Here is a 26446-nt window from a genome sequence, read left to right as displayed (position 1 = left end):
GGGACCACATTCGTTCGCGACTGCGGGGCTCGCAACCCCGGCTCACTCCTCGCGCTCACGCGCTGCCGACCCAGCGGTCGCGCAGGCCGGCGAGGATGGCCACGGAGACGACGAGCAGGATGAGGCTGAGCACGATGGCCGCCTGCGGGTCCGTCTCCAGGGCCAGGTAGACGGCGAGCGGCATGGTCTGGGTCCGGCCGGGATAGTTGCCGGCGAACGTGATGGTGGCGCCGAACTCGCCCAGCGCGCGGGCCCAGCAGAGCACCGCGCCGGCCGCCACGCCGGGGGCGACCAGCGGCAGGGTGACCCGGGTGAAGGTGGTCCAGCGGCCGGCGCCGAGCGTGGCCGCTGCCTCCTCGTAGCGGGGGTCGGCGGCGCGCAGCGCCCCCTCGACCGCGATGACCAGGAACGGCATGGCGACGAACGCCTCGGCCAGCACCACCCCGGCGGTGGTGAACGGCAGCGTCACGCCGAACGTGTCGTCCAGCCACGACCCGAGCAGCCCGCGCCGGCCGAAGACCAGCAGCAGCGCCACGCCGCCGACCACCGGCGGCAGCACCAGTGGCACCGTGACCAGCGCGCGGACCAGCCGCCGCCCGGGGAACTCCACCCGGGCCAGGAGCCAGGCCAGGGGTACGCCGAGCGCGACGCAGAGCAGGGTGGCGGCGGTGGCGGTCTCCAGGGACAGCCGCAGCGCGGTGAGCACACCCGGTTCGCCGAGCCGCCGGGGCAGCGTGGTCCAGGGCGCCCGGACCAGCAGGCCGACCAACGGCAGGACGAGGAAGACCAGCCCCAGCCCGGCGGGGACGAGCAGGGCGGCCGGGACCCGTTGCCGGCGTACCGCGCGGTTCACGACCCGGACGCGGCCTGGAAACCGGCGGCGGTGAGCACGGCCAGACCCGCGTCGGAGCGGACGAAGTCGACGAAGGCGCGGGCGCCCTCGGGGTTGCCGGCGCCGCGCAGCACCACGATCGGGTAGTCGTTGACCGCCCGGGCGGACTCGGGGAACTCGACCGCGTCCAGGTCGGCGGCGGCGGCGCGGACGTCGGTGCGGTAGACCAGCGCGGCGTCGACCTCACCGAGGCGCAGCTTGGCCAGCGCGCCCTTGACGTCCTGTTCCAGGGTGACCGGGGTGAGCCGGACGCCGCCGGCGTCCAACGCGGTCCGGGCCGCCGCGCCGCACGGCACCTGCTCGGCGCAGAGCGCGACCTTGACGCCGGGCCGGGCGAGGTCGGCCAGGCCGGCGACCCGGCCCGGGTTGCCCTTCGGCACGGCGACGACGAGCTGGTTGCGGACCAGGGTGACCGGCGTGCCGGCCGCGTCGCCGGCGTCGGTGACCGTCCTCATCGTCGCCGGGGACGCCGCCACGAACACGTCGGCCGGCGCGCCCTGGGTGATCTGGGTGGCCAGCGCCGAGCTGCCGGCGAAGTTGAACGTGACGGTGCTGCCCGGGTGGGCGGCCTCGAAGTCCGTGCCGAGCCGGGTGAAGGACTCGGTGAGCGAGGCGGCGGCGAACACGGTCACCCGGCCGCCGCCGTCCCGCCCGGCCGCCGGTTCGTCCGGCCCGCCGCCGCAGCCGGCGAGGGCGAGCGCCGCCACGAGCGCGCCGGCGAGGGTGGCGCGGGGCCGCCGTACGGTCACGGGTTGGTCCTTCCCTTGGGCGCGGGGGCGCGCTCCACCACCACGGTGGTCGACTTGATCACGGCGACGGCGACGGAGCCGACCCGGAGGTCGAGGTCGTCGACGGCCTCGCGGCTCATCAGCGACACCACCCGGAACGGCCCGGCCTGGATGTCGACCTGGGCCATCACGGTGTCCTTGACGACGGCGGTGACGATGCCGCGCAGCCGGTTGCGGGCCGAGGTGAGCTCGGGGTGGCCGGGGGCGCGGACGAACGCGGCCAGGTCGGCGCCGTCGAGCACCCGGTGGCCGTGCTCGTCGCGGGCGGCCGGCAACCGACCGGCGTCGATCCAGCGCCGGACCGTGTCCGCGCTGACCCCGAGCAGTTCGGCCGCCTCGCCAATCCGGAACACCGTCACGCCGGCCACCCTATCGGCACGCACGTGCGGCCGGGAAGGGGCTTCGGACCTCGCATGCGCGAGGTGCTACGCCACCTGGCCGGCGCACCTGCGTGCCACCGGGGTGCGGCTCAGGACCGGTCGTAGACGGTCACGGAAATGTCGCGGGCGCACAGCGTGCGCAGCACCAGCGGCTCGATCCGCTGCCACGAGCCGCCGGCCAGCCCGCACCCGATGCGGGGCATGTGCACCGACGCGCCCAGTTCCTCGGCGTGGTCGGCCAGGGCCGTGAGGCAGCGTTCCACCGCGTCGTAGCGGATGGGCGGCCCGCCGCTGCCGCGTCGCATGCCACGCTGGCCGACCATGTTGGCCACCCACAGGTCCGGCGCGACCCGCACCAGCCGGGTGGCGCCGAGGCCGAAGTCGTTGCCGGCCCGGTGCCGGTGCCAGTCGCGGTAGTCACGCTCGGGCTCCGGCCAGCGCCGGGAGATCGCCAGGACGAAGCCCTTCCCCCAGCCGCCCAGGTCGTTGCAGACGTGGGCGATCACCTTGGGGCCCTTCGCCTGCGGGCTGGTCGCGTCTCCCTGGATGATCCGCAGCGTGCGCACGGTCGTCATCCTGCCCCGGGGGTGCGACGGTCAGCGCTGCGGCCGGGCGCCCACGCTCGGCCGGCTCACCGGCGGGCGACCCTGCCAGGGCCAGCGGCCGTCCAACTCGACCTCCAGCGAGAAGCTGAGGAACGTCCGGACCAGCACGATCAGCGCGAGCACGCCGACGCTGGTGAAGGTGGGTGACACCGCGACCGTGCGGATGATGTCGCCGCCGACCAGGAACTCCAGGCCGAGCAGGATCGCCCGGCCGACGCCCTGCCGGTAGGCCCGGTAGTTCGCCACCACCTGCCGGGTGCGCCCGCAGCGCACCGCGAAGACCACCGTGGCGACCGCCACGCCGACCGCGATGACCAGCACCCCGGCCAGGTCCAGCAGCGCGCCGACGTGCTGGATGAGTTCCTTGGTCGGCACCCGACACCCCCGTACGGAATCGGGTCCAGCCTGACGCACGGACCGCGACCGGCAGGGGGATTCGGCGCTCCCGCCACCCGGTGGCGGGAGCGCGCGGGGTGGCTCAGTCCTGGGCCTGCCAGCGGTAGAAGACCGTGGCCACCGAATCCTGCGGGCCGTGCCACGCCTCCGGCCGGTACGGCTCGATGTACGGGCCGAGGTCCTGCATCACCTTGCCGAACGACGGGGCGTCGCCGTGCTGGTCCCGGGTCGCCTCGGCGGCCGAGGACTCCTGCTCCAGCAGGTGCACGTAGACGTCGTCGATCGAGTAGAGCCAGCGCCCGGTCACGCCCAGGTCGGTCGGGAGCGACCCGGCGTCGGACTCGCCGAAGACCCGGGCCACGTCCGGCTCGGCGCCGGGCTTGATCCGCCCGACGATCACGGTGAGCGTGGTGTCCGCCGGCGGCTCACCCTCGGGCGCCCAGTGGTAGAACTCCTTGGCCACCGAGTCCGACGGGTTCTTCCAGTAGCGCGGGTACGGGGTCACATACGGGCCGATCGCCTCGGCGATCTTCTGGAACGCGGGCAGCCCGCGGGTCTGCCCGGAGATCCGCGGGTCCTGCTCCCGCTCGATCACGTGGATGTAGAGGTCGTGGTGCGACAGCAGGTACCGGCCGATGACGCCGAGGTCCTGCGGCCGGGTGACCTGGTCGTAGTGGCCGAAGACGTCGCCGACGATCTGCTCGCTGCCGGGGACCATGTGGCAGACGATCACGTTCCGGAAGACCATGACTGCTCCTCGAAGACGGGTGGGACGGGCTAGACGGTGAAGGTGACCGGTAGTTCCAGCAGGCCGCGGAACGGCGAGGCGGCCGGCAGCCGGCGCACCTCGGCGAGCGGGACGCCGAGCCGCAGCCCGGGCAGCCGGCGCAGCAGCGCGGACAGGGCGAGTTCCGCCTCCATCCGGGCCAGCGAGACGCCGAGGCAGTAGTGCACGCCGTGGCCGAAGCCGAGGTGCGGTCCCCGGACCCGGCGCACGTCGAGCCGGTCGGGGTCGGCGAAGTGGCCGGGGTCGTGGTTCGCCGCGTTGATCGCCACCCCGACGATCGACCCGCGCGGGATGCGTACCCCCTGGTAGTCGATGTCCTCGGTGGCGATGCGCGGGCTGGCCACCGGCAGCGGGCCGTCGAACCGGAGCAGTTCCTCGATCGCCGCCGGCAGCAGGCGGGGCGTGGCGCGCAGCAGTTCGAGCTGCTCGGGGTGGGTGAGCAGGGCCAGCACGGCGTTGCCGAGGAAGTCGGCGGTGGTCTGGTGCCCGGCGAAGAGCAGCAGGAACGTGGTGGTGACCAGTTCCGCCTCGGACAGCGTCCTGTCCTGGTCGACGGCCCGCACGAGCGCGCCGATGATGTCGTCGGCCGGGTCGTCGCGCTTGGCCCGGACCAGGTCGGCCAGGTAGTGGTGCAGCCGCAGCTGCGCCTCCTGGACCGCCGCGCGTTCCTCCGCCGGGGGCCGGCTGGTCGAGCCGGAGGTGCGGATGACCTGGGTCCAGTCGAGCACCCGCCCGTGGTCGGCGGGCGGCACCCCGAGCAGCTCGCAAATGACCGTCATCGGCAGCGGGATCGCGAAGTCGTGCATCAGGTCCGACTCGCCCTGCGGGATGATCTTGTCGATGAGCTGGTCGACGATCACCGCCACCCGGGGACGCAACGCCTCGATCCGCCGGGGCGCGAACGCCTGCGACACGACCCGGCGCAGCCGGGTGTGCTCGGGCGGGTCGGAGTTGAGCATGTTGCGGTTCAACCCCTCCGAGTTCGGGCCGAAGATCCGCAGGTAGTGCTGGTCCGGCCCGTACAGGTCCTTGGACAGTCGCGGGTCGGTCAGCGCCGCGCGCGCGTCGTCGAAGCCGGTGATCAGCCACGAGTCGAACCGCGGCGAGCCGACCGGGCAGACCGGCCGTTCGGTCCGCAGCCGGGCGAACGTGGGATACGGGTCGGCCGCGAACGCCTCGGTGTACAACTCGGCGGCCGGCACCTTGTCGTCGTCGGTCATCGCCCCTCCCCCGGCTCGCCGGCCACGCTGTGCAGCACCTGGTAGGTGTGGCGCTGCGCGGACTCGCGCAGCTCGCGGATGAGGGTCAGCAGCCGGTCCCGGTGCGCGCTGCGGCCGAACGCGTCCAGCCGCTCCCGGTCCGCCCAGTCGCTGATCACCAGATAGCTGCGCGGGTCGTCGGCGTCGCGGACCAGGTCCTGGTGCAGGCAGCCGTCCAGGGACCGGATCTCCTCGGCGACGGTGAGCCACGCCGCCTCGAACTGTGCCTCGCACCCCTGGCGGGTCCGCATCGTCAGCACCGTGCGCACCCGGCTCACCGCGCGCTCCCGAAGATCAGATGCAGGTGCTTGCGCAGCGCGTCCGGGTCGACGGGCGCGCCCCGGAACCCGACGTGCCCGTCCGGGCGGATCAGGTAGAGCCCGGTGCCGGTCAGCCCGTACCCGGCCCGGAACCGGCGGTCGGCGTCGCGCACCACCGGCGGGTCGGCCAGGCGCGGTTCGTCGGCCTCCGGGTCGAGCAGCAGGTACGCGTCGAGTTCGCCACCGGCGAGGCGACGCGCGTCGGCGCACAGGTCGGTGAACCCCGCCAGCTGCGCCGGGTCGGCCGTGGCGTCGGCGTAGAGCAGCAGCGTGTGCCGGGTGCCCCGGGTCAGGTCCCGCAGCCGCAGCGGGTGGCCGACGCCGCGCCGGCGCAGGCCGTCGACGTCGGGCGCGATGTCGCCGGGGCGGGGCGCGTCGCCGAGCGCGGCCGGGTCGGCGACGGTCTCCCCGACCAGCGGGCTGCCGGCGTAGCTGAGCAGCATGGACATCTCCTGGAGGAACTGCCGTTCCAGGTCGGCGCGGTCCACCTCCTCGGTGCCGGCCATCCGTACCGCCCGGCCGACGATCTCCTCGCCCTCCGGGCGCCGCTCGGTCTCGTAGCTGTCCAGCAGGCCGGGCGCGGCGAGCCCGCGTACCGCCAGGGCCAGCTTCCAGGCCAGGTTCCAGGTGTCCTGGATGCCGGTGTTCATGCCCTGACCGCCGGCGGGCGGGTGCAGGTGGGCGGCGTCCCCGGCGACGAAGACCCGGCCGTCGCGGTAGCGGTCGACGATGCCGTGGCTGATCCGGAACACCGATGACCAGCGCAGGTTGCTCGCCCGGGTGCCGGGTGGCGCGAGGCGGTCCAGCGCGGCCTGCACGTCGGCGATGGTCGGCTCGTCGAGTTCCTCGCTGAACCCGGGCGGGGCGTCCCGCCCGCCGGTCTGGGCGAAGAACCGGGGCGGGGCGAGGGTGGCGATGCGGTAGCGGTGCGCGCCGCGCAGCGGCACGCAGACCAGCATCCCGTCCATCTGCCCGTCGGTCATGTGCAGGAACCGCAGCAGGTGCCCGTCCGGCATGTCCCAGTTCACGTCGACGTCCACCAGCATGAACAGCTGCGGGAACCGGCCCAGACCGCCGGTGAAGGTGAGCCCCAGCCGCTCCCGTACCCGGCTGTGCGCGCCGTCGGCGCCGACCAGGTACGCCGCGCGTACCGTCTCGGTGCCGCCGTCGGCGGTGCGGACGGTGGCGGTCACGCCGTCGGCGTCCTGGGTGAAGTCGACCAGTTCGGCGCCGCGCTGCGGGCGCACCCCGAGCGCGGCCAGCCGGGCGGTGAGGATCCGCTCGGTCTCGTACTGCGGCAGGCCGAGGTGGTCGTACGGCAGGCCGGGCAGCTCCCAGCTCATCCGGTGGGTCTGCTCGCCGTTGACGAAGACCATGTTGCCGGTGAGCCAGATGCCGGCGTCCATGGCCTCCCGGACGACGCCCTGCTCCTCCCAGATCTCCATGGTGCGGCAGTGCACGCCGATCGCCTTGTCCGCGTGGCCGGGCGGCGTGACCTGCTTGTCGATGACCCGGCAGGCGATGCCGCGCCGGGCCAGCTCGACGGCGGCGGTCAGCCCGGTGGGCCCCGCCCCGACGACCAGTACCTCCGTTGTCTGCTGCACGTCGGCCTCCCTGCCCGTGGTCGAGTGGCGGCCGGTCCCGTCGGGTACGACGTGGAACAGGCGGCGCCGGATGTCGAGAAGAAACGGTGCGATCGGGCCGGCCTGCACCGAGGCGTGGGCCGGGTCGCCGATCCAGGCGAGGAACGGGGCGGCGCCGTCCCACTCCGCGAAGATGTGGTGCGTGTCGGAGCCGGGCTCACGGAGCAGCTGCTCACGCCGGTAGCCGGGGATGGCCGCCATCCGCCGCACCACCTCGGGGTAGCCCCGGTGGAACTCGGCGAGCCGGTCCCGTGGCACGGTCAGCTCCACGTCCACGTAGACCGGGCCGTCGCCGTCGCCGTCCTCCCGCATCGGCGGGTAGTCGGGCGGGTCGGCCGGCTCGGTCAGCGGCCGGAGCAGGTCGGTCAGGCGTGCCGCCACCGGCCCCTGCCGGTACGCGCGCAGCGCCGCCTCGTCGGTCCACTCGGTGACCACGACGAAGCCGTACGGGTCCAGGGCGTCGCGCAGCAGCTCGTGCCGGAGGCTGCCGGCGAGCGCGCCGACCTGCCCGGCGACGGTCTCCCAGGCCGGTCCGACCGCGGGCTCGCACCCCGCACGCGCGCGCAGCCGGAGCATCGTCCTGATCATGCCGCCCCCTCGAACCGTCCCGTTCTCGTGCCGCGACCCTGCCGGAGGTCGCGTCACCCGTTCGTCACCGCCGCATGCCGTGACGTCCCCCACCGGTGACGCCGCCGGGACGCGGGACCGCTCCGAGCTTGTTGCAAAAGATTGGCAACAAGCCTCGACAGGCACCTCCTCGGTAACTATCGTCAGCGGCATGACTCCTTACGATGTGGATGTGCGGGCCTGGCAGGAGAGCTGGGACCGGCAGCAGGAGGCGTTCATGCCGGACCGGGAGCACCGGTTCGCCGCGATGCTCGACGCCGTCGAGGCGGTCGCCGGTGACCGGCCGGCGCGCGTGCTCGACCTGGCCGGCGGCACCGGGTCGATCAGCCTGCGCGCGTTGGCCCGCCGGCCCGACGCCGAGGTCACCCTGCTCGACCTCGACCCGGTGCTGCTCACCCTCGCCGAGGCGGCCCTGGCCGGCCGGGCCACGGTGGTCACCGCCGACCTCAACCAGGCCGACTGGGCCACCGCCCTGCCCCACCGGGACTACGACGCGGTGCTCACCGCCACCGCCCTGCACTGGCTCGACGGGCCGCGCCTGGCCGAGCTGTACCGGGAGATCCGGGACGTGCTGCGCCCCGGCGGCGTGTTCGTCAACGCCGACCACATGCCCGACGACGCGTTGCCGACGCTGACCGCGCGGCTCGGCGAGCGGGCCCGGGAGCAGCGGCACGCCCGGCACCGCGCCGGCGCGGCGCTGTCCTGGGCGGGCTGGTGGGAGCAGGCGGCCGACGACCCGACGCTCGGGCCGCTGGTGGAGAAGCGGCGGCAGATCTATCCGACCGGGCACAGCCCGGAGTGGAACCCGCCCGCGGCGTGGCACCTCGACGCCCTGCGCGCGGCCGGCTTCACCGAGGCCGGCGTGCTCTGGCGGGGCGGCGCCGACGCGGCCGTGGCCGCGCTGCACTGACCCGGCCGCGGGCGCTCCGACCGGGCCGGCGCTCAGGGCAGCAGGCGGGCCAGCTCGGTGCGGGACCGCACGCCGAGCCGGTGGAAGACGTTGCGCAGGTGGTGGTCGACGGTCCGGGTGGACAGCGACATCCGGGTGGCGATCTCCCGGTTGGTCGCCCCCTGCGCGACCAGCCGGGCGATGTGCAGTTGCTGGCCGGTCAGTAACTGCTCCGGCCCGGGCCGGCCGGGTCCGACCGACTCCCCCGCCGCGCGCAGCTCCTCGCCCGCCCGCTCGGCCCAGGCGGTCGCGCCGAGCAGCGTGAACGCCTCCCGGGCCCGGTGCAGGTGCGCCCGGGCGTCCCGGGGCCGACGCCGACGGCGCAGCTCCCGACCGAACAGCAGCTCGGTGCGGGCCCGCTCGAACCGGTCGGTGTCGGCCGGGTGCAGCCGCAGCGCCGCGCGGAACTCCTGTTCGGCCTCCGGGCCGCCGCGCGGCGCGAGCAGCGCCCGGCACCGGGCGGCCAGCGCCCGCCGCGACGGGCTGGCCGTGCTGCTGGCCCAGTGGTCGAAGACGGTGAGCGCGGCCGCCGGCCGCCCGCCCTCGTGGGCGGCGGCCTCCACCAGGTACGGGGTGGCCATCACCTGCACCAGCACCTGCCCCCGACCGGTGCGCGCGCGGGCCAGCGCGGCCAGCCGGGCGACGGCGTCGGCGTACCGGCCGTCGATGAGGTCCAGCACGCCGAGCGCCCACCGGGCGTACGCGTCCGGCCGGCTCCCGGGGGCGGCCCCGTCACCGATCTCGGCGATCCGCGCCAGCGCGCCGACCCGGTCGGCACGCACCGCCGCCAGCACCGCGAGGATGCCGAGGTGCACCTGGGCGCAGACGTGCTGACCGGCGGCGCGGGCCGTGCGCACGCCCTGCCGGGCGGTCTCCGCGGCGGCCTCGTGGCGGCCCAGCCAATACTCCGCGACGGCCCGCAGCTCCAGCGCCCGGGGCAGCAGGGACACCTCGCCGGACGAGCGGGCCACCTCCACCGCCCGGTCGGCGAGCCGGTGCGCGGGGCCGTCCACGCCCACCAGCAGGGCGGCCGCGGCGGCGCAGGCCAGCGCGGCGGGGGTGGCTGCGGATCCGGCCAGCCGGCCGCCGAGGACGACGACCCGGCGCAGCGCCGGGCCACCGCGGGCGTGGTCGCCGCGCAGGGTCGCCCCGACGCCCACCGCGAAGGTGGCCAGCAGGTCGACCTCGGGCGGGTCACCGGGGCGCCGCAACGCCTCGGCCCGCCGCGCCACCTCGGCATAGCGGTAGTGGTCGCCGGTGACGCAGATGGCCTCGCCGGCGCGGACCAGCGCGAGCAGGGCGGAGCGGCGGTCGGTCGGCGCGACCGCGTCGGCGGCGGCCAGCAGCGTCGCCACCGCGGCGGCCGGGGCGTCGCACCGCAGCTGCATGTCGCCCCGGACCAGGTCGGCCGGGCCGCGCACCGTCGGTCCGGGGGCGAGCCGGCGCAGCAGCTCCCGGGCCTGGTCCGGGTCGCCGGCGGTCCAGGCGCAGCGTGCCGCCGCGACCGTCAGCTCGGCCACGCGGGCGGGATCGGCGGTCAGCTCGGCCGCACGGCGCAGCGCGACCGCCGCGGCGGCCCGGTCCGGTGCCCGGTCGACCGCCACCGCGAGCTCGGCGGCCAGCACGTCGGCCGGGCAGTCGGCGTCGGTGGCGTGGCGCAGCGCCCGGCCCAGTGGGCCTCCGGCGAGCGTGCCGGCCAGCAGCAGGTGCGCCGCGCGCAGGTCGGCCAGCGGCGCGACCGCGGTGATCATCGGCCGGGCGAGCGGGTCCGGGAACGTCACCCCGTGCGGCCCGGTACGCAGCAGGCCGGCCGCCTCGGCGGGGGCGAGCGCCTCGACGGTCAGGCCGCCGGCCCAGGCGGCGCGCACCAGGGTGCCCGGGTCGTCGTGCGGGTCGAGCGCGGCGAGCAGCACCATCCGCCGGGTCGGCGCCGGCAACCGGTCGAGGCGGGCGCGGTAGGCGGCGGCGAGCGCGCCGTCCACCGGCGGCGTGTCGGGCAACGGCTCCTCGCCCCGCCACTGGGCCGGGGTGAGCGTGTCGGCCAGGTCCGCGAGGGCCTGCGGACTGCCGCTGCTCAGCGCGGCCAACGCGCGGGCCACCGGCGCCGGTGGTGGGTCCCGGCGTCCGGCGAGCATGGCCTGGCACTCCCGGACGTGCAGCGGCCGCAGCCGGTGCGCCGGGACGCCGTCGACGGCCGTCGGGGACGTCGTGGTCAGCAGCAGCGCCACCGGCAGCCGGCGCAGCCGCCGCGCCACCACCGCCAGCGTGCACGCGCTCTGCCGGTCCCCGGTGTCGAGGTCGTCCACGGTGCACAGCAGCGGCCGGCGCTCGGCGGCGGCGGCGAGCAGGGAACGCACCGCCGCGGCCAGGGCCAGCCGCTGGTCGGCCGGGCATCCGCCGCCGCCGAGCACGCGCCGGAGCAGCCGACGCTGCCGCACCGGCAGGGCCGCGTCCGCGTCCAGCACGGGATCGAGCAGACGGTGCAGCCCGGCGTAGGGCAGGGCGGCCTCGTCGGCCAGGCCGGCACCGGTGAGCAGCGTCCGTTCCCCCGCCACCCGCCGGGCGTACGTCAGCAGGGTGGTGCGCCCGGAGCCGGGCGGGCCGTGGAACAGCAGCGCGCCGCCGGAGTCCCAGTCGAGGAGCCGACGGATCGCGTCGCACTCGTCGTCCCGGCCCCACAGGTTTATATGCACTGTCGATGCAGAAACCATGCATCCAGTGTCACCTATGGGTAACCCGTCGGAAAAGAGGCGGACACGCGGACGGGACGGCCGACGCGGCGACCGTCCCGTCCGCGTGCGGGTTCAGGAGCTGGGGCAGGTGTTGCGGTACTCCTCGATCGCGGACCCGCTCGGGCCCGGGCAGAGGAACTGCTCGTAGCGGGTGTCGTCGTCGACGAACCGCTTCAGCCAGGCCACCGCCTGCTTCGCCAGCGGGGTGTTCACGGTCTGCGGGAAGAAGTGGTTGGCGCCGTTCAACTCCAGGTACGCCTTCTCCGAGGACGACGGGATGCTGGTGTAGAACGGGATCGAGTGGGTGGCCACCGGCGCGATGCTGTCGGTCTCGCCGCCGATGATCAGCGTCGGCACCCGCACCTCGGACCAGGTCTTGTCCAGGTTCCACGGTGCGAGCGGGACGGCGGCCTGCAACGACGGCCGGGACGCGGCGGCCTCCAGGCTGCCGCCGCCGCCCATCGAGTGCCCGGCCACGGCGAGCCGGGAGGAGTCGATCCGGCCCCGCACCGAGCTGCGCTGGGTCAGGTAGTCCAGCGCGGCCAGGAGCTGCCGACCCCGGCTGTCCGGCTGGTCCAGCAGCGTGTTCGTCTCGATGCCGATCACCACGAAGCCGTGCGAGGCGATCCGCGGCCCGAGCCAGCTCAGGCTGGACCAGGTGGCGGTGTAGCCGGGCGAGATGGCCACCGCGCCGAAGGTGCCCTCGGCGGTGCTGGTCGGGTAGTAGATGACGCCGCCGCCGAAGCCGGTGACGCTCAACGAGGAGACGTTCACCGACGAGGTGGCGAACGGCCCGCGGCTGGCCTCCAGGATGGCGTTGGTGGGCGCCGGGCCGCGCTCGTAGGGGCTCGCGGCACTCGCCGCGGTCGGGACGGCCAGGGCGCCGCCAGTGGCGAGCAGGGCCGCCACGGCGAGTCGGGCCAGGACACGAACGGGGGTACGGGAACGGGTGGTGGGCACGTCGGTCACTCCTTGCGCCGGAAATACATCGACATGCGTCAGCATCGGCTCCCGGCTCGCCACGCGCATCGGCGAAATCACCGGTCCCGATCCCGGTGGTGACCCGGTCGTGACATGCACGGCGGACGATGGGGAGATGCGGTTCACCCGACGGCGCCTGCTCGGCGCCACCGCGGCGGCCGGCGTGACCGGCCTGGCCACCGGTTGCGAGCCGGAGCGCCCGGCCGCCCGGGCCCCGGCGTCCGGTGACGTGCCCGCCCTGGATCCGGCCCGGTGGGAAAGCGTCCGCGCCCAGTTCGCGCTGGACCGGTCCCGGGCCCACCTGGCCACCTTCGTGTTCGCCCCGCACCCGGCCCCGGTACGTGAGGCCGTGGCCACCCACCGCGCGGCGTTGGATCGGGACGCCTTGGGTTACCTGGGCGCCAACGAGGAGCGGCTGGACGCCGCGGTGCGCGACGCCGCCGCCCGGCACCTCGACACCCGTGCCGACCAGATCGCGCTGACCGACTCCACCACCATGGGCCTCGGGCTGGTCTACAGCGCGATCCGCCTGCGGCCGGGCGAGGAGGTGCTGACCACCGAGCACGACTTCTACGCCACGCACGAGGCGCTGCGACTGCGCGCCGACCGCGACGGCGTCACCGTGCGCCGGGCCCGCCTCTACCGGGACCCGGCCACCACCGGGGTGGACGAGATGGTCGCCGGCCTCGCCGCGGCGCTCACCCCGCGCACCCGGGTGGTGGCGCTGACCTGGGTGCACTCCGGCACCGGGGTGAAGCTGCCGGTCCGCCGGCTGGCCGAGGTGGTCCGCGAGCGCAGCCCGGAGGCGTTGCTCTGCCTCGACGGGGTGCACGGGTTCGGCGCCGACGGGGCCACCCCGGAGCAACTGGGCTGCGACGTGCTGGTCTCCGGCTGCCACAAGTGGCTGCTCGGGCCGCGCGGCACCGGTCTGGTCTGGGCCACGCCCCGGGCGTGGGCCCGGATGACGCCGGTGATCCCCCCGTTCGACGGGCGCAGCATCGGCCGCTGGCTGGCCGGCGGCACGGCCGGGGAACCCCCAGCGCCCGGCCCGGCGCACACGCCGGGCGGCTACCACAGCTTCGAGCACCGGTGGGCGCTGGCCGACGCGTTCGCGTTCCACGAGCGGATCGGCCCGGCCCGGGTCGCCGGCCGCACGCGGGAGCTGGCCGACCGGCTCAAGGACGGTCTGGCGGGCATCCGGGGCGTACGGCTGGTCACCCCGCGCGCGGCCGACCTCTCCGCCGGCGTGGTCTGCTGCGAGGTGCCGGACGTGCCGGTGGGCGAGGCGGTGGGCCGGCTGTACGCGGCCGGCGTCATCGCCAGCAGCACCCCCTACCGGCCGTCGTACCTCCGGTTCGGCGCCACGATCGCCAACGACGAGCAGGACGTGGAGGCGGCGTTGCGGGCGGTCCGCACGCTGGTCTGAGCCGCCCGGCGCGCGGTCAGCCGCCCGGTCCGGTCCGGGGTCGCATCGCCGGCGTCCAGGTCGAGTCGTAGCGCGCGCCGGCCACCGACTCGGCGAACGCCGTCGACGCGGTCGGTGAGCCGGCGATACGCCAGTCCTTCTCCTTGTCCACCTCGAACCAGATCAGCCCGATCACGTCCCGGTAGCGGGGCAGCGAGCGGAACGTCTCCCGGATCCACCGGGCCTTGTCCGTCGCCGTCTCGGCGGCGCCGGTCTCGGTGACGACCAGCGGCTTGTCGGTGAGGGCCCGGATCTCGGTGAGGGTGGGCCCGAAGATCTGGTCGAAGGTCCAGTACGTCTTGCTGAAGGTGCCCGAGCCGTAGTAGCCGGTGACGCCGACCCAGTCGACGTAGTCGTCGCCGGGGTAGAGCCCGGCCAGCCCGGCGGTCGTCTTGTCCCAGCGGGCGTTCGGGCTCCACACCCAGGCCACGTTGGTCGCCCCGGCCGCGGTGAAGATGTCGTGCACGTGCCGCCACGCCCGCACGTAGTCGCCGGGTCGGTTGCCGTTGGCGCGTTCGCACCAGGGATACCAGTCGCCGTTCATCTCGTGCGCGAAGCGGATGGCGATCGGGTAGCCGAGCGACCGTACGCCCTCGGCCCAGGACCGCAGGTAGTCGTCGAAGTCCCCGCGGACGATGCGGGTCAACCGGTAGTCCGGCTGGGTGGCCCGCAGCCGGTCGATCTGGCGGTCGGTCAGCCCGGTGCGCCGGGCGGCCTCGTCGACGGTGTGGTTCCAGGGCTCCCAGCCCAGCATCGGCATCATGCCCCGGTCGGCGATCCGGTCGAAGAGGCTCCGGTCGAAGGTCGCGGACGCCCAGCCGGCGCCGAAGAGCATGACCTGCGGCGCCCGCCGCGCCGCCGCCGCGAACCGGTCGGCGTCGGTGAAGTCGTACGGACCCTTGTCGGTCATCACCCCGAAGAACGCGCGGCCGGCCGGGGGGAACGTGCCGGCGACCGGGCTGGGCCCGGCCACCGCCGGGGCGTCGGCGGTCGCCACCGCCTCCGGCGTGGCCAGCGCGCGCGGTTGCGCCGGGACGTCCGGGCCGGGGTCGCGCCACGCGCCGGGCGCCACCACGAAGGCGTACGCCAGCAGCAGCGCGCCGGCCAGCGCCAGGCCCACCCTGGGCAGGGTCAGCCTCAGCACGACGCACCACCGCCGACCGTCGCCGGGACGGGCCGTTCCGGCGCACCGGCCGGTCGCGGTACGGGATCGGGCTCGTCGCGGCGGGCGCGCACGTTCTCCACCCAGGCGATCGCCGGCGGCGCGAGCCCGGTGAGCAGCGTCAGCACCGGCCACACCCGCAGCAGGGGGTAGTCGTGGTCCAGCGCGAAGCTGGCCCCGAGCAGTCCGGCGGCGACCGCCGCCCAGCACAGGTGGAGACGGAACGTGCGCAGCGACTCCACCGTCCGCAGCGCTCCCTTGGCGGTCACCACGAAGCCGAGCCGGCGGCGCAGCAGCGCGCCCACCGCGGCGGCCACGTAGACCGGCCCGGCGAACAGGGCGAGTGCCATCCCCACCATGCCCACCTCCTCCCGCTCGTGCGGAGCGATGTTGAAGCGGCGCAGCCAGAGCCAGAGCAGGAACCAGCTGCCGAGCGTCGAGCTCCACAGCGCCGCCCAGACCTGCGGGTCGAGCCGGCCCGCGTCGACGCCGGTGAGCAGGTACAGCGCGGTGGCGGCGTTGCCCAGCAGCAGGCTGACCGCGACGCTCGGGTAGTAGAACTGGAGCAGGCGGTACTGCCAGCGACGGCGGGCCGGCAACTCGCGCGGCGCGCGCAGGTCGCGGCGGAACAGGATCTCGCAGATGCCGGCCGCCCAGCGCTTCTGCTGGTTGAAGTAGTCGGCCCAGGAGGTGGGCCCCTCCCCCAGCGCCACCACGTCCGGGGTGTAGACGCCCTTCCACCGCCGTCCGGTCGCCGGGTTGACCGCGGCGTGGATCCGGATGCTGGTGAGGTGGTCCTCGATGATCGAGTCCTGGTAACCGCCGATGGTCCGCCAGGCCGCCGGGCGGTAGAGGTGGCCGGTGCCGGTGAGCAGCGGCGCGTCCAGTCCGTTGCCGCCCCGGGCGATCAGGCCGTTGTAGAGGTACTGCTGCACCGAGGCGCCGTGGGCGACGAAGTTCTGGTGCATGTTGCCGTAGACCTGGGGGGTCACCACGAACGCGACGTCCGGGTCGCGGAAGTAGCCGAGCGTGCGTTCCAGGAAGTTCGGCAGCGGCACGTGGTCCGGGTCGACGTTGGCCACCACGTCGTAGCGGTGCTCGTGCTCGGCCCGCCAGGCGTTGTGGTTGCCGGACTTGGTCCGGGCCCGGAACTCGCCGCGCGGCTGGTTGTACTCCGGCCGCCCCTTGCGGCTGAAGTGGTGGACGCCCAGCCGCGCCGCCATCGCCCGCACCTCGGGGTCGTCGCCCTCGTCGAGGATCCAGACGTCGACGCGTCCGCAGTAGACGATCTCGCGGAGCCGGCGCAGGGTCCGCTCCGCGACGTCGATCGGCTCCTTGCTGGGCACGATCGTGGTGAGCAGCGCGACCCGCAGGCCCACCGGGGGGTCGACCGGCACGGGGTCCTTGGCGTGGAAGGCGAACACCCACACCACCACGTTCTGCGCGAGGCGGATCAGCTCGACGCCGACGACCACGCAGAAGGCGAGCCGCGCGGCGATCGTCTGCCAGCCGCCGAGCCCGACCACACCCGGGCCGGGCACGTGCTGCGGCAACAGCAGCCAGCCGACGAAGAGCAGGCCGGTGGCGCTGTTGAGCAGCACGAGCAGGGTCAGCACCGACCGGGCGGCGACCGAGGCGGCGGGGCGCAGTTCGACCGGAGCGTCCGGACGGCGGGGCGGGCGCAGCGGCCCGGCGGTGGCGCCGCACCGGGCGTACGCCAGGCGGGCCTTCACGTTCAACTGCCCGCGGTCCGTACCCCCCGACCGACCCGGTCGCCCGGGGGGTACGGCCGGTGCCGGGCGGTCACCCGGAGTTCCCGGTCCCGCGGCCCGGGACGGGCGTGTATCGGCGGCGACGGCCACGTTTCCCCCATGGTCTGCATCGGGCTCGCCAGGAACCCCGACAGATGCTAAGCCGACAATCAACAACAAAAGGCGGGAATCAGGCAGATGCCGGTCGTCCACCCACGAACAACACCACCGTGAACCCGGTCGGCCGCCAGACCTGCGCCGGCCGGTACCCGGCCCGCAGCACCCGCTCCGCCGGGCCGTCGCCGGGCGGCGCCACGGCGGTCCCGGACCGGATCAGCCACAGCCGGCGGCGACCGTCGGGGCAACCGGCACAGGCGAGCGGACCCGCGTCGGCGAGCACGTCGGCCGGTCGCCGGTCGGCGGGGACGTAGCGCGCCACCACCGTGCGCGCGGTCGGGTCGGCGTAGAGCACGCCGTCCCCGCGCTGACCCAGACCGTCGACGATCGCCGCGACCCGGCGGGGATCCTGGCCGTGGCCGTCGGGCGCCCGCGCCGCGGCCTGGGCCGGCACGCCGACCAGGGCGACCGCCGCCAGCCCGGCCACCGCCCAGCCGGCGCGCATCCGCGACAGCGCGGCCGCGCCGAGCACCGCCCAGGCCGGCAGGGTGAACAGCAGAACGGCCGGCGACCAGACCGGCACGGTCCGGGCCACGAGCAGCAACCCGAGCGCCGGCACGAGCGCCCACGCGGTGCAGATCGCGGCGGCGTACCGCAACGGAAGGCTGAACAGGGCCAGACCGGCCAGCAGCGCGCCGACGGCGGCGACCCCGAACAGGTCCCGGGGTGTCGCCACCAGCGCCGCCGGGTCGACCCGGACCCCGGGCGCGAACCGCGCGCCGGCCCGGACCCCGGCCCAGAGCAGCGCGGCCACCGGCACCGCCGCCAGGACCACTGTGGCCAACCAGCGGGCGGCGGCCGCCCGGCGGAAGGCGAGCACCACCCAGCCGTGGCCGGCGAGCAGCAGCAGCGCGGCCGGCTGGCACAGGCCCAGCAGGACCACGGCCCCGGCGTACGGCGCGAGCCGGCGCACGCCCGGCCGGTCCAGGGCCGCCGGCAGCAGCCAGGTGGCGAGCACGGCCGCGCACACGGCCAGCGCGTACGGCTGGGCCTCCTGCGCGTACCGGGTCGAGGTCGGCAGCGCCGCGAAGAGAAGGCCGGCGAGCACGCCCGTGCCGGGGGTGAACATCCGCGCGGCGAGCGCGCCGACGAGCGCCGCGGCCGCGGTCACGGCCAGCAGCGACGGTACGCGCAGCGTGGGATCAGCGGCGCCGAACAGCGCCGCCCAGGCCCGGATCAGCAGGTGGTACGGCACGAGCGTGACCTCGTCCCCGGCCAGCGCCGACCGGAGGTCGCGCCACGGGGACGTGGCCGCGCGCCAGGTGTCCAACTCCTCGGCCCGCAGGCCCGGCCGGTCCAGCCCGACGGCACCCAGCCCACCGGTCAGCAGCGCCGGCAGCAGCCACGCGGCGACCCGCCACCGGGCCGGGCGGCGCGCGACGCGGGCAGGGGCCCGGCGCGGCCGGTCCTCGCCCCACGGGTCCTCGACACCGACCTCCGCCGGCCCGAGCCGGGGCAGCACCATGGTGTCCGCGTCCATCATCGTGACTCACGCATCCCTGTTGGGGGCCGGCGACCGGGGTCCAGCCGACCGGGCGCGACGGCGCCGGGACCCGTGGGTCACGGGGCTGGACAACACCCCCGAGCCTACTGAGCCGAAATCGACATAACACCCGATATGCCGTGAAAGCCCCTACAAGGGTGCGGGGCGGGCGGCGGCGTCCCCGCGAGTGGGACACCACCGCCCGCCCCGCGGCGGGCGGCGCTCAGCCGACCTCGGTGGTCGTCCAGCGCGGCGCGGCGTTGGTCACCGCGACCGTGTCACCGACCAGCGTGGTCGACGCCCACGCGTCCCGCCGCACGCTGGTGCCGACCCACACCTCCACGTCCCCGGGCTCCACGACCCGGGTCAGCGTGCGGTCGGAGAAGGCCAGGCGGGTGGTGGGCACCGTCAGCTCGACCGTGACCGCCTCGCCCGGTTCCAGGCGCACCCGCCGGTACCCGAGCAACTGCGCCACCGGCCGGGTCACCGACGCCACCAGGTCGCGGCCGTAGAGCTGGACCACCTCGTCGCCGGCGACCGCTCCGGTGTTGGTCACCCGCACCGTGACGCGCAGCGCCCCGCCGGTCGGTACGGTGGCGGGCACGGTGAGGTCGGTGTGGGCGAACGTGGTGTAGGACAGGCCATGGCCGAACGGCGCCACCGGCGTCGCGGGCAGGTTGGTGCCGTTCATGCCCTCCCCCAGCTCCGGGTGCAGGTACGAGTACGGCTGCGCGCCGGCCGAGCCGGGCAGGGTGACCGGCAGCCGGCCGGACGGGTTGACCCGCCCGGAGAGCACACCCGCGATCGCCCCGGCGCCCTCCTCACCCGGGAAGAACGCCTGCACCACAGCCGCGCACCGGGACAGCGCCCAGCCCAGCGCGTACGGCCGGCCGGTGAGCAGCACGAGGACCACCGGCGTGCCGGTGTCCAGCACCGCCTCGACGAGCTGCCGCTGCACGCCAGGCAGCTCCAGGTCGTCGCGGTCGCAGCCCTCACCGACGGTGCCGCGGCCGAACAGGCTGGCGTGGTCGCCGACCACCAGGACCGCCACGTCGGCGGCGGACGCGGCGGCGACCGCCTCGTCGAACCCGGACCGGTCCGCCGAGTCCACCTCGCAGCCGGCCGCGAAGGTGACCCGGTCGGCGCCGAACTCGGCACGCACCGCCTCCAGCACGGTCGGCACCTCGAAGCCGGTCTCCACCCCCGGGTGGAGGGCCAGCACGTGGTTGAGGAACGAGTAGCAGCCGAACAACGCGCCCTGCCGGTCGGCGTTCGGGCCGACCACCGCCACCCGCCGGCCCTCCGGCAGCGGGAGCACGCCCTCGTTGGCGACCAGGACGACCGACTCCTCGGCGAGCCGGCGGGCGATCGACCGGTGCTCGGGCGAGTCGAGGTCGACCGCGCCCGGTGGCTCGTCGTCGAACGTGGCGTCGAGCAGCCCGAGTTCCTGCTTCTGCCGCAGGACGCGCAGCACCGCCCGGTCGACCAACGCCTCGTCCACAGTGCCGGCCCGCACCGTCCCGGTCAGGGTCAGGTAGGCGTCGCCGGTGGGTAGCTCGATGTCGAGGCCCGCGCTCAGCGCCTGCACGGCCGCGTCCGCGTGGTCGGCCGCGACGTGGTGCAGCAGGTGGAGGAAGGCGACGCCGTAGTAGTCGGCCACCACCGTGCCGTCGAAGCCCCACCGGTCCCGCAGCACGCCGGTCAGCAGCGTCGGGTCGGCGGCGGCGGGCACGCCGTCGATCTCCGCGTACGAGTGCATGACGCTGCGCACGCCACCGTCGAGGATCGCCATCTCGAACGGCGGGAGCAGCACGTCGGCCAGCTCCCGGGGGCCGGCGTGCACCGGGGCGAAGTTGCGCCCGGCGCGGGAGGCGGAGTAGCCGGCGAAGTGCTTCACCGTGGCGTGCACCCCCTGTGACTGGAGGCCGCGCACGTACGACGTGCCGATGGTGCCGACCAGGTAGGGGTCCTCGGCGATGCACTCGTCGACCCGGCCCCAGCGCGGGTCCCGGATCACGTCGAGCACCGGCGCCAGTCCCTGGTGGATGCCGAGCGCCCGCATCGAGGACCCGATCGCCGCGGCCATCTCGGTGACGAGGTCCGGGTCGAACGCGGCGCCCCAGGCCAGCGGCGTGGGGAAGGTGGCGGCCTTCCACGCCGACAGCCCGGTGAGGCACTCCTCGTGCACGATCGCCGGGATGCCCAGGCGGGTGCCGGTCACCAGGTCGCGCTGGAACCGCCACAGCCAGGCCGCGCGGGACGCGGCGTCGACCGGGCGGGTGCCGTAGACCCGGGTGAGGTGACCGAGCCCGTGGCGGGAGAAGTCCTCCAACCGGGCGGCGTCGGCGAACTCGCCCTGCAGGGGTGCGACCGCCTCACCGTCCTCCTTCTCCCAGAAGCCGACGAGCTGGGCGATCTTCTCCTCGATCGTCATCCGGGCGAGCAGCTCCCGGACGCGGGCCTCGCCGGCGTGCCCGTCCGACCGGTCGTGGTCCGGGCCTGCCTGAGCCGGCGCCGGCCCGACCACCACCGTGTGGACCTCTGTCATGTTGTGCCTTTCGCTTGGTTGTGCGCGTACCGCTGCCGCTCAGCCCTTGACCGCGCCCTGCAGGCCGCCGACGATCTGCTTCTCGGCGAGCGTGAAGAAGAGCAGGGCCGGCAGCATCGCCAACGACGTGAACGCCAGGACGCCCGCGGTGTCGGTGGTGTACTGGCTGGAGAAGTTCTGCACGCCCAGCGGCAGGGTGTGCAGGCTGACGTCGCCGAGGACGAGCAGCGGCAGCAGGAACGCGTTCCAGCTCGCCACGAACGCGAGGATGCCGACCGTGACGACCGCGGGCCGCGACAGCGGCAGCACGATCCGCCAGAGGAAGCCGAGCCGCCCGGCGCCGTCGATCGCCGCCGCGTCCTCCAGCTCCCGCGGGATGGCGGACAGGAACGGGCGCAGGATGACGATCGTGAGCGGCAGCGAGAAGGCCACCTGCGGAAGGATCACCGCGTAGTAGGAGTTGATCAGGTTCAGGTCACGCAGCAGGAGGTACAGCGGCAGGATCGCCGCGCCGGCCGGGAACAGCAGGCCGAGGGTGAAGAAGGTGTAGAGCGCCTCGCGTCCCCGGAACGTGTACCGGGCCAGCACGAACGCGGCGGCCATGCCGAGCACCACCACACCGAGCGTGGTGCCGAGCGCGACCACGGCGCTGTTGAACGCCTGCCGCCAGAAGTCGCTCTGGGTCAGCACCCGGGAGTAGTTCTCCCAGACCCACGGGTCCGGCAGGCCGGCCGGGTCGGCCACGATCTGCGGCGTGGTCCGGAAACCGCCGACGACGACGTACACGACGGGCGCGATCGACACGGCCGCGACCGCGAGCGCCAGCGCGTACGTCAGCGGCGTGTTCCACTGCACCGGCCGGCGCCCGGCGGAGGGGGCGGGTACGGAGTTCACGGCCACTGTCACTTCCCCTTCCGGGTGATGGCGCCCTCGATGTCGCGGCGGAGAAGGAACCGCTGGAACAGCAGCGCCGCGACGAAGGAGATGACGAACAGGATCACGGCCACCGCGTTGCCGTAGCCCCACAGCCGGGCGAAGAAGCCGTTGTCCACCATGTACGTGGCCATGGTGGCGGAGGCGCCGAGCGAGCGCACCGCGGGCACGGAGGTCACCCAGACCATGTCGAAGACCTGCAACGAGCCGATCATCGACAGGAACATCCAGATCCGGATGGTGGGGCCGAGCAGCGGCAGCGTGACGTGGCGCTGGATCTGCCACCAACTCGCGCCGTCGATCTCGGCGGCCTCGTTCAGCTCCGGCGGCACGTTCGACAGGCCGGCGAGCAGGAGGATGATGGCGAAGCCGACGTACTTCCAGGTGAGGACCAACAGCAGGGTCCAGATGACCACGTCGAGGTCGGCCAGCCACGCCTGCACGAAGCCGCCCAGTCCGACCGACCGCAGCAGCGCGTCGAGCGTGCCGCCGTCGGTCAGGATCAGCTTCCACATGATGCCGACGGTGACCTCGGCGAGCACGTACGGCACGAAGACCAGCAGGCGGAACGCCGAGCGTCCGCGGAAGCGGCGGTTGAGCAGCAGGGCGATGCCGAGTGCGACAGGCCCCTGGATGAGCAGCGACCCGAACACGATGATCGCGTTGTTGCGCAGCGCGTCGAGGAAGATCGGGTCCTGGAACGCGAGCGTGTAGTTGCGGAAGCCGACGTACTCGGTGGGCGGGCCGACGCCGCGCCAGCGGAACAGGCTGTAGTAGAACGCGAAGCCCATCGGCACCAGCACGAACAGCACGTAGATGAGGACCGCCGGCGTGGTCAGCCCGATGATCTCGTACCACTTGCGGCGGGTCTCGGCGCGGCGCGAGGCGGCTCGTGCGCCGGGCCGGAGGCCCGCCGGCGGCGCGGTCACGCCGCCGGCGGGCATACGGGTCTGCGATGCGGACGTCACTTGCTTGCGGCCGCCTTCATGGCCGAGACGACCTTCTCAGGTGTCCCGTTGCCGGCGAAGATCGCGACGATCGCGTCGTTCATCGCGTTGCCGACGGTGCTGCCGTAGGCGGTGTCGAGCCAGAGCTGCACGTAGGTGGCGTCGGAGGTGGCCTGGAGGATCGACTTCAGGGCCGGGTCGGTGACGCCGTCGGCCGCGCCCTTGGCGACCGGCAGGCCGGTGCCGGTGGCGGCGTAGCCCTTCTGCACCTCGGGGCTGACGAGGTACTTGAGGAACTCGACGCACTCGGCCGGGGCGTTCTTGGCGCAGGCGAAGCCGTCGCCGCCGCCCAGGGCGGCCTTCGGGTCACCGGCGGAGCCGGAGATCGCCGGCACCGGGAACCAGCCGAGGAACTTGCCCAGAGCCGCCTTGTCGGTGGCGACGGTGTCCAGGGTGCCGCGGTTCCAGTCGCCCATCAGCTCCATCGCGGCCTTGCCGTTGGCGAGCAGGCCGTTGGCGCTGGTCGGGTCGTTCTGGCCCGGCGTGGCGATGAAGTTGTTCTGGAACGGCTTGGTGTCGATGAACGCCTTCAGGTCCTGGCCGGCCTTGACGAAGCACGGGTCGTCGAAGGTCCGGTCGGTGGTGGCCTTCTTCAGCGTGTCGACCGAGCAGGCGCGCAGCGCGAAGTTGTACCACCAGTGCGCGGCGGGCCACTTGTCACCGGCGCCGAGGGCGATCGGGACCACGTTGATGGCCTTGAGCTTGGTGACCGCGGCGTTGAGTTCCTCGAAGGTGGCCGGCGGTGCCGTGATGCCCGCCTTGGCGAACATGTCCTTGTTGTACCAGACGCCCTCGATGCCCATCCGGTACGGCAGGCCGTACTGCTTGCCGTTCACCTGCCAGATCTCCGAGGCGCTGCCGATGTCGGCCACCTCGGTCTTCACCTGGTCGGTGATGTCCTTGAGGTAGTCGGCCTCGACCTGCTCGCGCATCTCGCCGCCGCCCCAGGCCTGGAACACGTCCGGCGGGTCGTTGCTCAGCAGCGCGGCGGGCAGCCGGGTGCGCTGGAGCTGGTTGGTCTCGATCGCCTCGATCTCGATCTTGACGGTCGGGTGGAGCGCGGAGAAGTCCTTGGCGACCTTCTCCCAGTACGTCTTGCCGGGGCCGTCCTGGGAGGCGTTGTGCCACCAGGTGAGCGTCACCGGGTTCTTGTACAGCTCACTTCCCGCGTCCGTCTCGTCGTCGCCACCGCCGTTGCATCCGGTGGCGACCAGGGCGGTTGTCACAAGCAGTGCCAGCACGGCAGCCGCACGGCGCTTCATCGCCATGAATGTCTCCTCGACCACGTAGTCGGGTTACCTGCCGGGGAGTGTTACAGCCACGTAACTCGATGTCAATCGGTATCGATAACGTTTTCGAAACCGTAGCGACGCGGGCGGGCGAGCCCTCTATCATCGTCGGCGTGGTGTTCCCGGAGCGCGTCAAGATGTCGGACGTGGCACGTACCGCCGGCGTCTCGGTGGCAACGGTATCGAAGGTTGTGAATGGCAGGTACGGCGTCGCCCAGGCCACCGTCGAACGCGTGCAGCAGGTCATCCACGACCTGGGGTACGAGGCCGACCTCGGCGCGCAGAGCCTGCGCAGCCACCGCACCAACGTGCTGGGCATCCTGGTCGCCGAGTTCGAGCCGTTCTCGACCGAACTGCTCAAGGGCGCGTCCCGGGAGGTCGCCGGCAGCGGCTACCAACTGCTGGCCTACTCCAGCGGCGACGGCGAGGGCGCGGCCATCGGCTGGGAACGCCGGTCCCTGGCCCGCCTGTCCGGGACGCTCATCGACGGCGCGGTGATCGTGACACCGACCGTGGTGGAGACCAAGCACGGCTTCCACGTGGTGGCCGTCGACCCGCACACCGGCCCGTCCGGCCTGCCCACCGTCGACTCGGACAACTTCGCCGGCGCCGTCCTCGCCACGAACTACCTGCTCTCCCTCGGCCACCGCCGCATCGGGCACATCAGCGGACGCCCCGACCTGGAGTCGGCGCGGCTGCGGGAGGCCGGATTCCGCCGGGCCATGGCCGACGCCGGGGTGGCGGTGGACGAGCGGCTCGTGCGCGTCGGCGGCTTCCGCATCGAGAGCGCCGCGAGCACGGCGGCCGAGCTGCTGACGCTCCCCGACCGGCCGACGGCGATCTTCGCGGGCAACGACCTCTCGGCGATCTCGACGCTGGACGTGGCCCGCGGCGCGGGCCTGACCGTGCCGGACGACCTGTCGGTGATCGGCTTCGACAACGTCCCGGAGTCCGCGTTGGTCGACCCGCCGCTGACGACGATCCGGCAACCGCTGCAACGCATGGGCGCGGAGTCGCTGCGCCTGCTGATCGACCTGATCGCGGGCGTGGAACGCGACACGCACATCCGGCTCCCCACCGAGCTGGTGGTCCGGGCGTCCTGCCGACCCCTGCGCTGAGGCCACCGCTGCTCACTCGGGCGGGCGGGCGGCGCTGTCACGCACCACCAGCTCGGTGGTCAGCTCCACCCGTCGGCTCTCGGTCCGCTCACCCCGGGCCAGCCGCAGGACCGTGCGGGCGGCCAGCATCCCCATCTCGGCGAGCGGTTGGCGCACGGTGGTCAGCGGCGGGGAGCACCACCGCGCCTCCGGCAGGTCGTCGAAGCCCACCACGCTGACGTCGTCCGGCACCCGCAGGCCGCGCCGGCGTACCGCCTCGTAGGCGCCGAGGGCCATCTGGTCGCTGGCGGCGAAGATCGCGGTGGGCGGATCCGGCAGGGCCAGCAGCCGCTCGCCCCCGGTGAAACCGGCCTCGTGGTAGAAGTTGCCCGGGCGGATCAGCTCGTCGTCCACCCCGAGACCGGCGGCCTCCAGGGCCGCCCGGTAGCCGTCCAGGCGGGCCCGGCTGCACATCAGGTGCGCCGGTCCACCGATGAACCCGATGCGCCGGTGGCCGAGACCGAGCAGGTACTCGGTGGCCCGCAGGCTGCCGACCCAGTTGGTCGCGCCGATCGCCGGCGCCTCCTGCGGCGGCACGCCGGCCGGGTCGACGATGACGACCGGGAGGTTGAGCCGGCTCAGCTCCGCCTGCAGCGGCGCCTCCAGGGTCGAGGTCACGAAGATGACGCCCTCGGTCGAGCGGACCCGCAGGTTGTGCAGCCACTGCCGCGCCGACGAGGTACGCCGGTGGATGGCGGACACCACGGTGCCGATGCCGGCCGCGTGCGCGACGTCCTCGACCCCCCGGATGATCTCGACCGCCCACGGGCTGTCCAGGTCGTTGAAGACCAGGTCGATCAGGCCGGAGCTGGCCCGCATGCTCGGCGGACGGCGACGGTAGCCGTGCCGCGCGAGCAGCTGCTCGATCCGCTCCCGCGTCTGCGGGGAGACGTCGGAGCGGCCGTTGACCACCCGCGAGACCGTCGGCACCGAGACGCCGGCCAGGCGTGCGATCGTCGCGATGGTGACCTTGTCGGACACGGGATCTCCGGAACTTTCAGCGATGGAGCGGAATGGTTTCCGGCATTGGCCGGTAGGTTACGACCCGTCTGTGCCCCGGTCAAGGCTCCCCGACAGCCGCGTAGAGCCGATACGGTGGGCCGCAACTCCGCACT

General features: G+C 74.3%; 22 protein-coding genes. 3 read left to right on the top strand and 19 right to left on the bottom strand.

Annotated features, from left to right (window positions below; translation table 11 throughout):
* Window positions 1-55 precede the first annotated feature (55 nt).
* From GA0070622_RS15985 to GA0070622_RS15945, 9 genes are all read right to left on the bottom strand, one after another.
* Window positions 56-853: an ABC transporter permease gene (locus tag GA0070622_RS15985; RefSeq protein ID WP_091574030.1), complete on the bottom strand. Its 798-nt coding sequence runs from the start codon at window positions 851-853 to the stop codon at window positions 56-58.
* Window positions 850-1641 (bottom strand): molybdate ABC transporter substrate-binding protein, encoded by a 792-nt coding sequence (modA, locus tag GA0070622_RS15980; protein WP_091574029.1) that lies wholly within the window; start codon window positions 1639-1641, stop codon window positions 850-852. Before modA ends, GA0070622_RS15985 begins: the two co-directional genes overlap by 4 nt.
* Window positions 1638-2039, bottom strand: a complete 402-nt coding sequence (locus GA0070622_RS15975) for a TOBE domain-containing protein (protein WP_091577490.1) — start codon at window positions 2037-2039, stop codon at window positions 1638-1640. Before GA0070622_RS15975 ends, modA begins: the two co-directional genes overlap by 4 nt.
* Window positions 2040-2149: 110 nt before the next feature.
* Window positions 2150-2626: a macro domain-containing protein gene (locus GA0070622_RS15970; protein ID WP_091577487.1), complete on the bottom strand. Its 477-nt coding sequence runs from the start codon at window positions 2624-2626 to the stop codon at window positions 2150-2152.
* 30 nt (window positions 2627-2656) lie between these two features.
* Entirely contained in the window at window positions 2657-3040 is a 384-nt protein-coding gene (locus tag GA0070622_RS15965; RefSeq protein WP_091574028.1) for a DUF1622 domain-containing protein, read from the bottom strand.
* 103 nt (window positions 3041-3143) lie between these two features.
* Window positions 3144-3809, bottom strand: a complete 666-nt coding sequence (locus GA0070622_RS15960) for a TcmI family type II polyketide cyclase (protein ID WP_091574027.1) — start codon at window positions 3807-3809, stop codon at window positions 3144-3146.
* 29 nt (window positions 3810-3838) lie between these two features.
* Window positions 3839-5068, bottom strand: a complete 1230-nt coding sequence (locus GA0070622_RS15955) for a cytochrome P450 family protein (RefSeq protein ID WP_091574026.1) — start codon at window positions 5066-5068, stop codon at window positions 3839-3841.
* Window positions 5065-5385, bottom strand: a complete 321-nt coding sequence (locus tag GA0070622_RS15950; RefSeq protein WP_091574025.1) for a putative quinol monooxygenase — start codon at window positions 5383-5385, stop codon at window positions 5065-5067. Before GA0070622_RS15950 ends, GA0070622_RS15955 begins: the two co-directional genes overlap by 4 nt.
* The gene (locus tag GA0070622_RS15945) at window positions 5382-7658 is read right to left on the bottom strand and encodes an FAD-dependent monooxygenase (RefSeq protein ID WP_091574024.1); all 2277 of its coding nucleotides are present in this window, start codon (window positions 7656-7658) and stop codon (window positions 5382-5384) included. Before GA0070622_RS15945 ends, GA0070622_RS15950 begins: the two co-directional genes overlap by 4 nt.
* Window positions 7659-7848: 190 nt before the next feature.
* Between GA0070622_RS15945 and GA0070622_RS15940 the strand changes: the two genes are divergently transcribed.
* A complete protein-coding gene (locus GA0070622_RS15940) occupies window positions 7849-8607 on the top strand; it encodes a class I SAM-dependent methyltransferase (RefSeq protein ID WP_091574023.1) in 759 nt (252 codons plus the stop codon).
* Window positions 8608-8639: 32 nt separating this feature from the next.
* Here the strand turns inward: GA0070622_RS15940 and GA0070622_RS15935 are convergent, their stop codons facing one another.
* Window positions 8640-11357, bottom strand: coding sequence for a helix-turn-helix transcriptional regulator (locus GA0070622_RS15935; protein ID WP_091574022.1), 2718 nt, complete (start codon window positions 11355-11357; stop codon window positions 8640-8642).
* 93 nt (window positions 11358-11450) lie between these two features.
* Entirely contained in the window at window positions 11451-12338 is an 888-nt protein-coding gene (locus GA0070622_RS15930; protein WP_091577483.1) for an alpha/beta hydrolase family protein, read from the bottom strand.
* A gap of 136 nt (window positions 12339-12474) precedes the next feature.
* Between GA0070622_RS15930 and GA0070622_RS15925 the strand changes: the two genes are divergently transcribed.
* Entirely contained in the window at window positions 12475-13785 is a 1311-nt protein-coding gene (locus GA0070622_RS15925; protein ID WP_091574021.1) for an aminotransferase class V-fold PLP-dependent enzyme, read from the top strand.
* 16 nt (window positions 13786-13801) lie between these two features.
* Here GA0070622_RS15925 and GA0070622_RS15920 read toward each other — a convergent pair whose 3' ends face one another.
* The 7 genes from GA0070622_RS15920 to GA0070622_RS15890 all read right to left on the bottom strand — a co-directional run bounded on the left by GA0070622_RS15920 (window position 13802) and on the right by GA0070622_RS15890 (window position 24153).
* Window positions 13802-14968: a glycoside hydrolase family 26 protein gene (locus GA0070622_RS15920; RefSeq protein ID WP_091574020.1), complete on the bottom strand. Its 1167-nt coding sequence runs from the start codon at window positions 14966-14968 to the stop codon at window positions 13802-13804.
* Window positions 14962-16719, bottom strand: a complete 1758-nt coding sequence (locus GA0070622_RS15915) for a glycosyltransferase family 2 protein (protein WP_245666340.1) — start codon at window positions 16717-16719, stop codon at window positions 14962-14964. Before GA0070622_RS15915 ends, GA0070622_RS15920 begins: the two co-directional genes overlap by 7 nt.
* A 208-nt stretch (window positions 16720-16927) precedes the next feature.
* Window positions 16928-18397, bottom strand: coding sequence for a glycosyltransferase family 39 protein (locus GA0070622_RS15910; RefSeq protein ID WP_091574019.1), 1470 nt, complete (start codon window positions 18395-18397; stop codon window positions 16928-16930).
* 223 nt (window positions 18398-18620) lie between these two features.
* Window positions 18621-20945, bottom strand: a complete 2325-nt coding sequence (locus GA0070622_RS15905) for a beta-xylosidase/alpha-l-arabinosidase (RefSeq protein ID WP_091574018.1) — start codon at window positions 20943-20945, stop codon at window positions 18621-18623.
* Between the two features lie 39 nt (window positions 20946-20984).
* Window positions 20985-21851 (bottom strand): carbohydrate ABC transporter permease, encoded by an 867-nt coding sequence (locus GA0070622_RS15900; protein WP_091574017.1) that lies wholly within the window; start codon window positions 21849-21851, stop codon window positions 20985-20987.
* Window positions 21848-22846 carry a carbohydrate ABC transporter permease gene (locus GA0070622_RS15895; protein ID WP_091574016.1) on the bottom strand — a complete coding sequence of 333 codons (999 nt, stop codon included), beginning with the start codon at window positions 22844-22846 and terminating at the stop codon, window positions 21848-21850. Before GA0070622_RS15895 ends, GA0070622_RS15900 begins: the two co-directional genes overlap by 4 nt.
* On the bottom strand, window positions 22843-24153 hold the full coding sequence (locus GA0070622_RS15890; protein ID WP_091574015.1) for an ABC transporter substrate-binding protein: 1311 nt from the start codon (window positions 24151-24153) through the stop codon (window positions 22843-22845). The genes GA0070622_RS15895 and GA0070622_RS15890 overlap by 4 nt, the downstream gene beginning before the upstream one ends.
* A 158-nt stretch (window positions 24154-24311) precedes the next feature.
* On the opposite strand from GA0070622_RS15890, the gene GA0070622_RS15885 reads away from it, so the two are divergent.
* Window positions 24312-25292, top strand: a complete 981-nt coding sequence (locus tag GA0070622_RS15885) for a LacI family DNA-binding transcriptional regulator (RefSeq protein ID WP_176710550.1) — start codon at window positions 24312-24314, stop codon at window positions 25290-25292.
* 12 nt (window positions 25293-25304) lie between these two features.
* On the opposite strand, the gene GA0070622_RS15880 is transcribed toward GA0070622_RS15885, so the two are convergent.
* A complete protein-coding gene (locus GA0070622_RS15880) occupies window positions 25305-26312 on the bottom strand; it encodes a LacI family DNA-binding transcriptional regulator (protein WP_091574013.1) in 1008 nt (335 codons plus the stop codon).
* Window positions 26313-26446: the final 134 nt, after the last annotated feature.

The organism is Micromonospora sediminicola, assembly GCF_900089585.1.
In the GTDB taxonomy this organism is placed as follows: Bacteria; Actinomycetota; Actinomycetes; order Mycobacteriales; family Micromonosporaceae; genus Micromonospora; species Micromonospora sediminicola.
The sequence above is the reverse complement of the archived record's forward strand: the minus strand, read 5'-3'. Positions and strand labels throughout refer to the sequence as shown.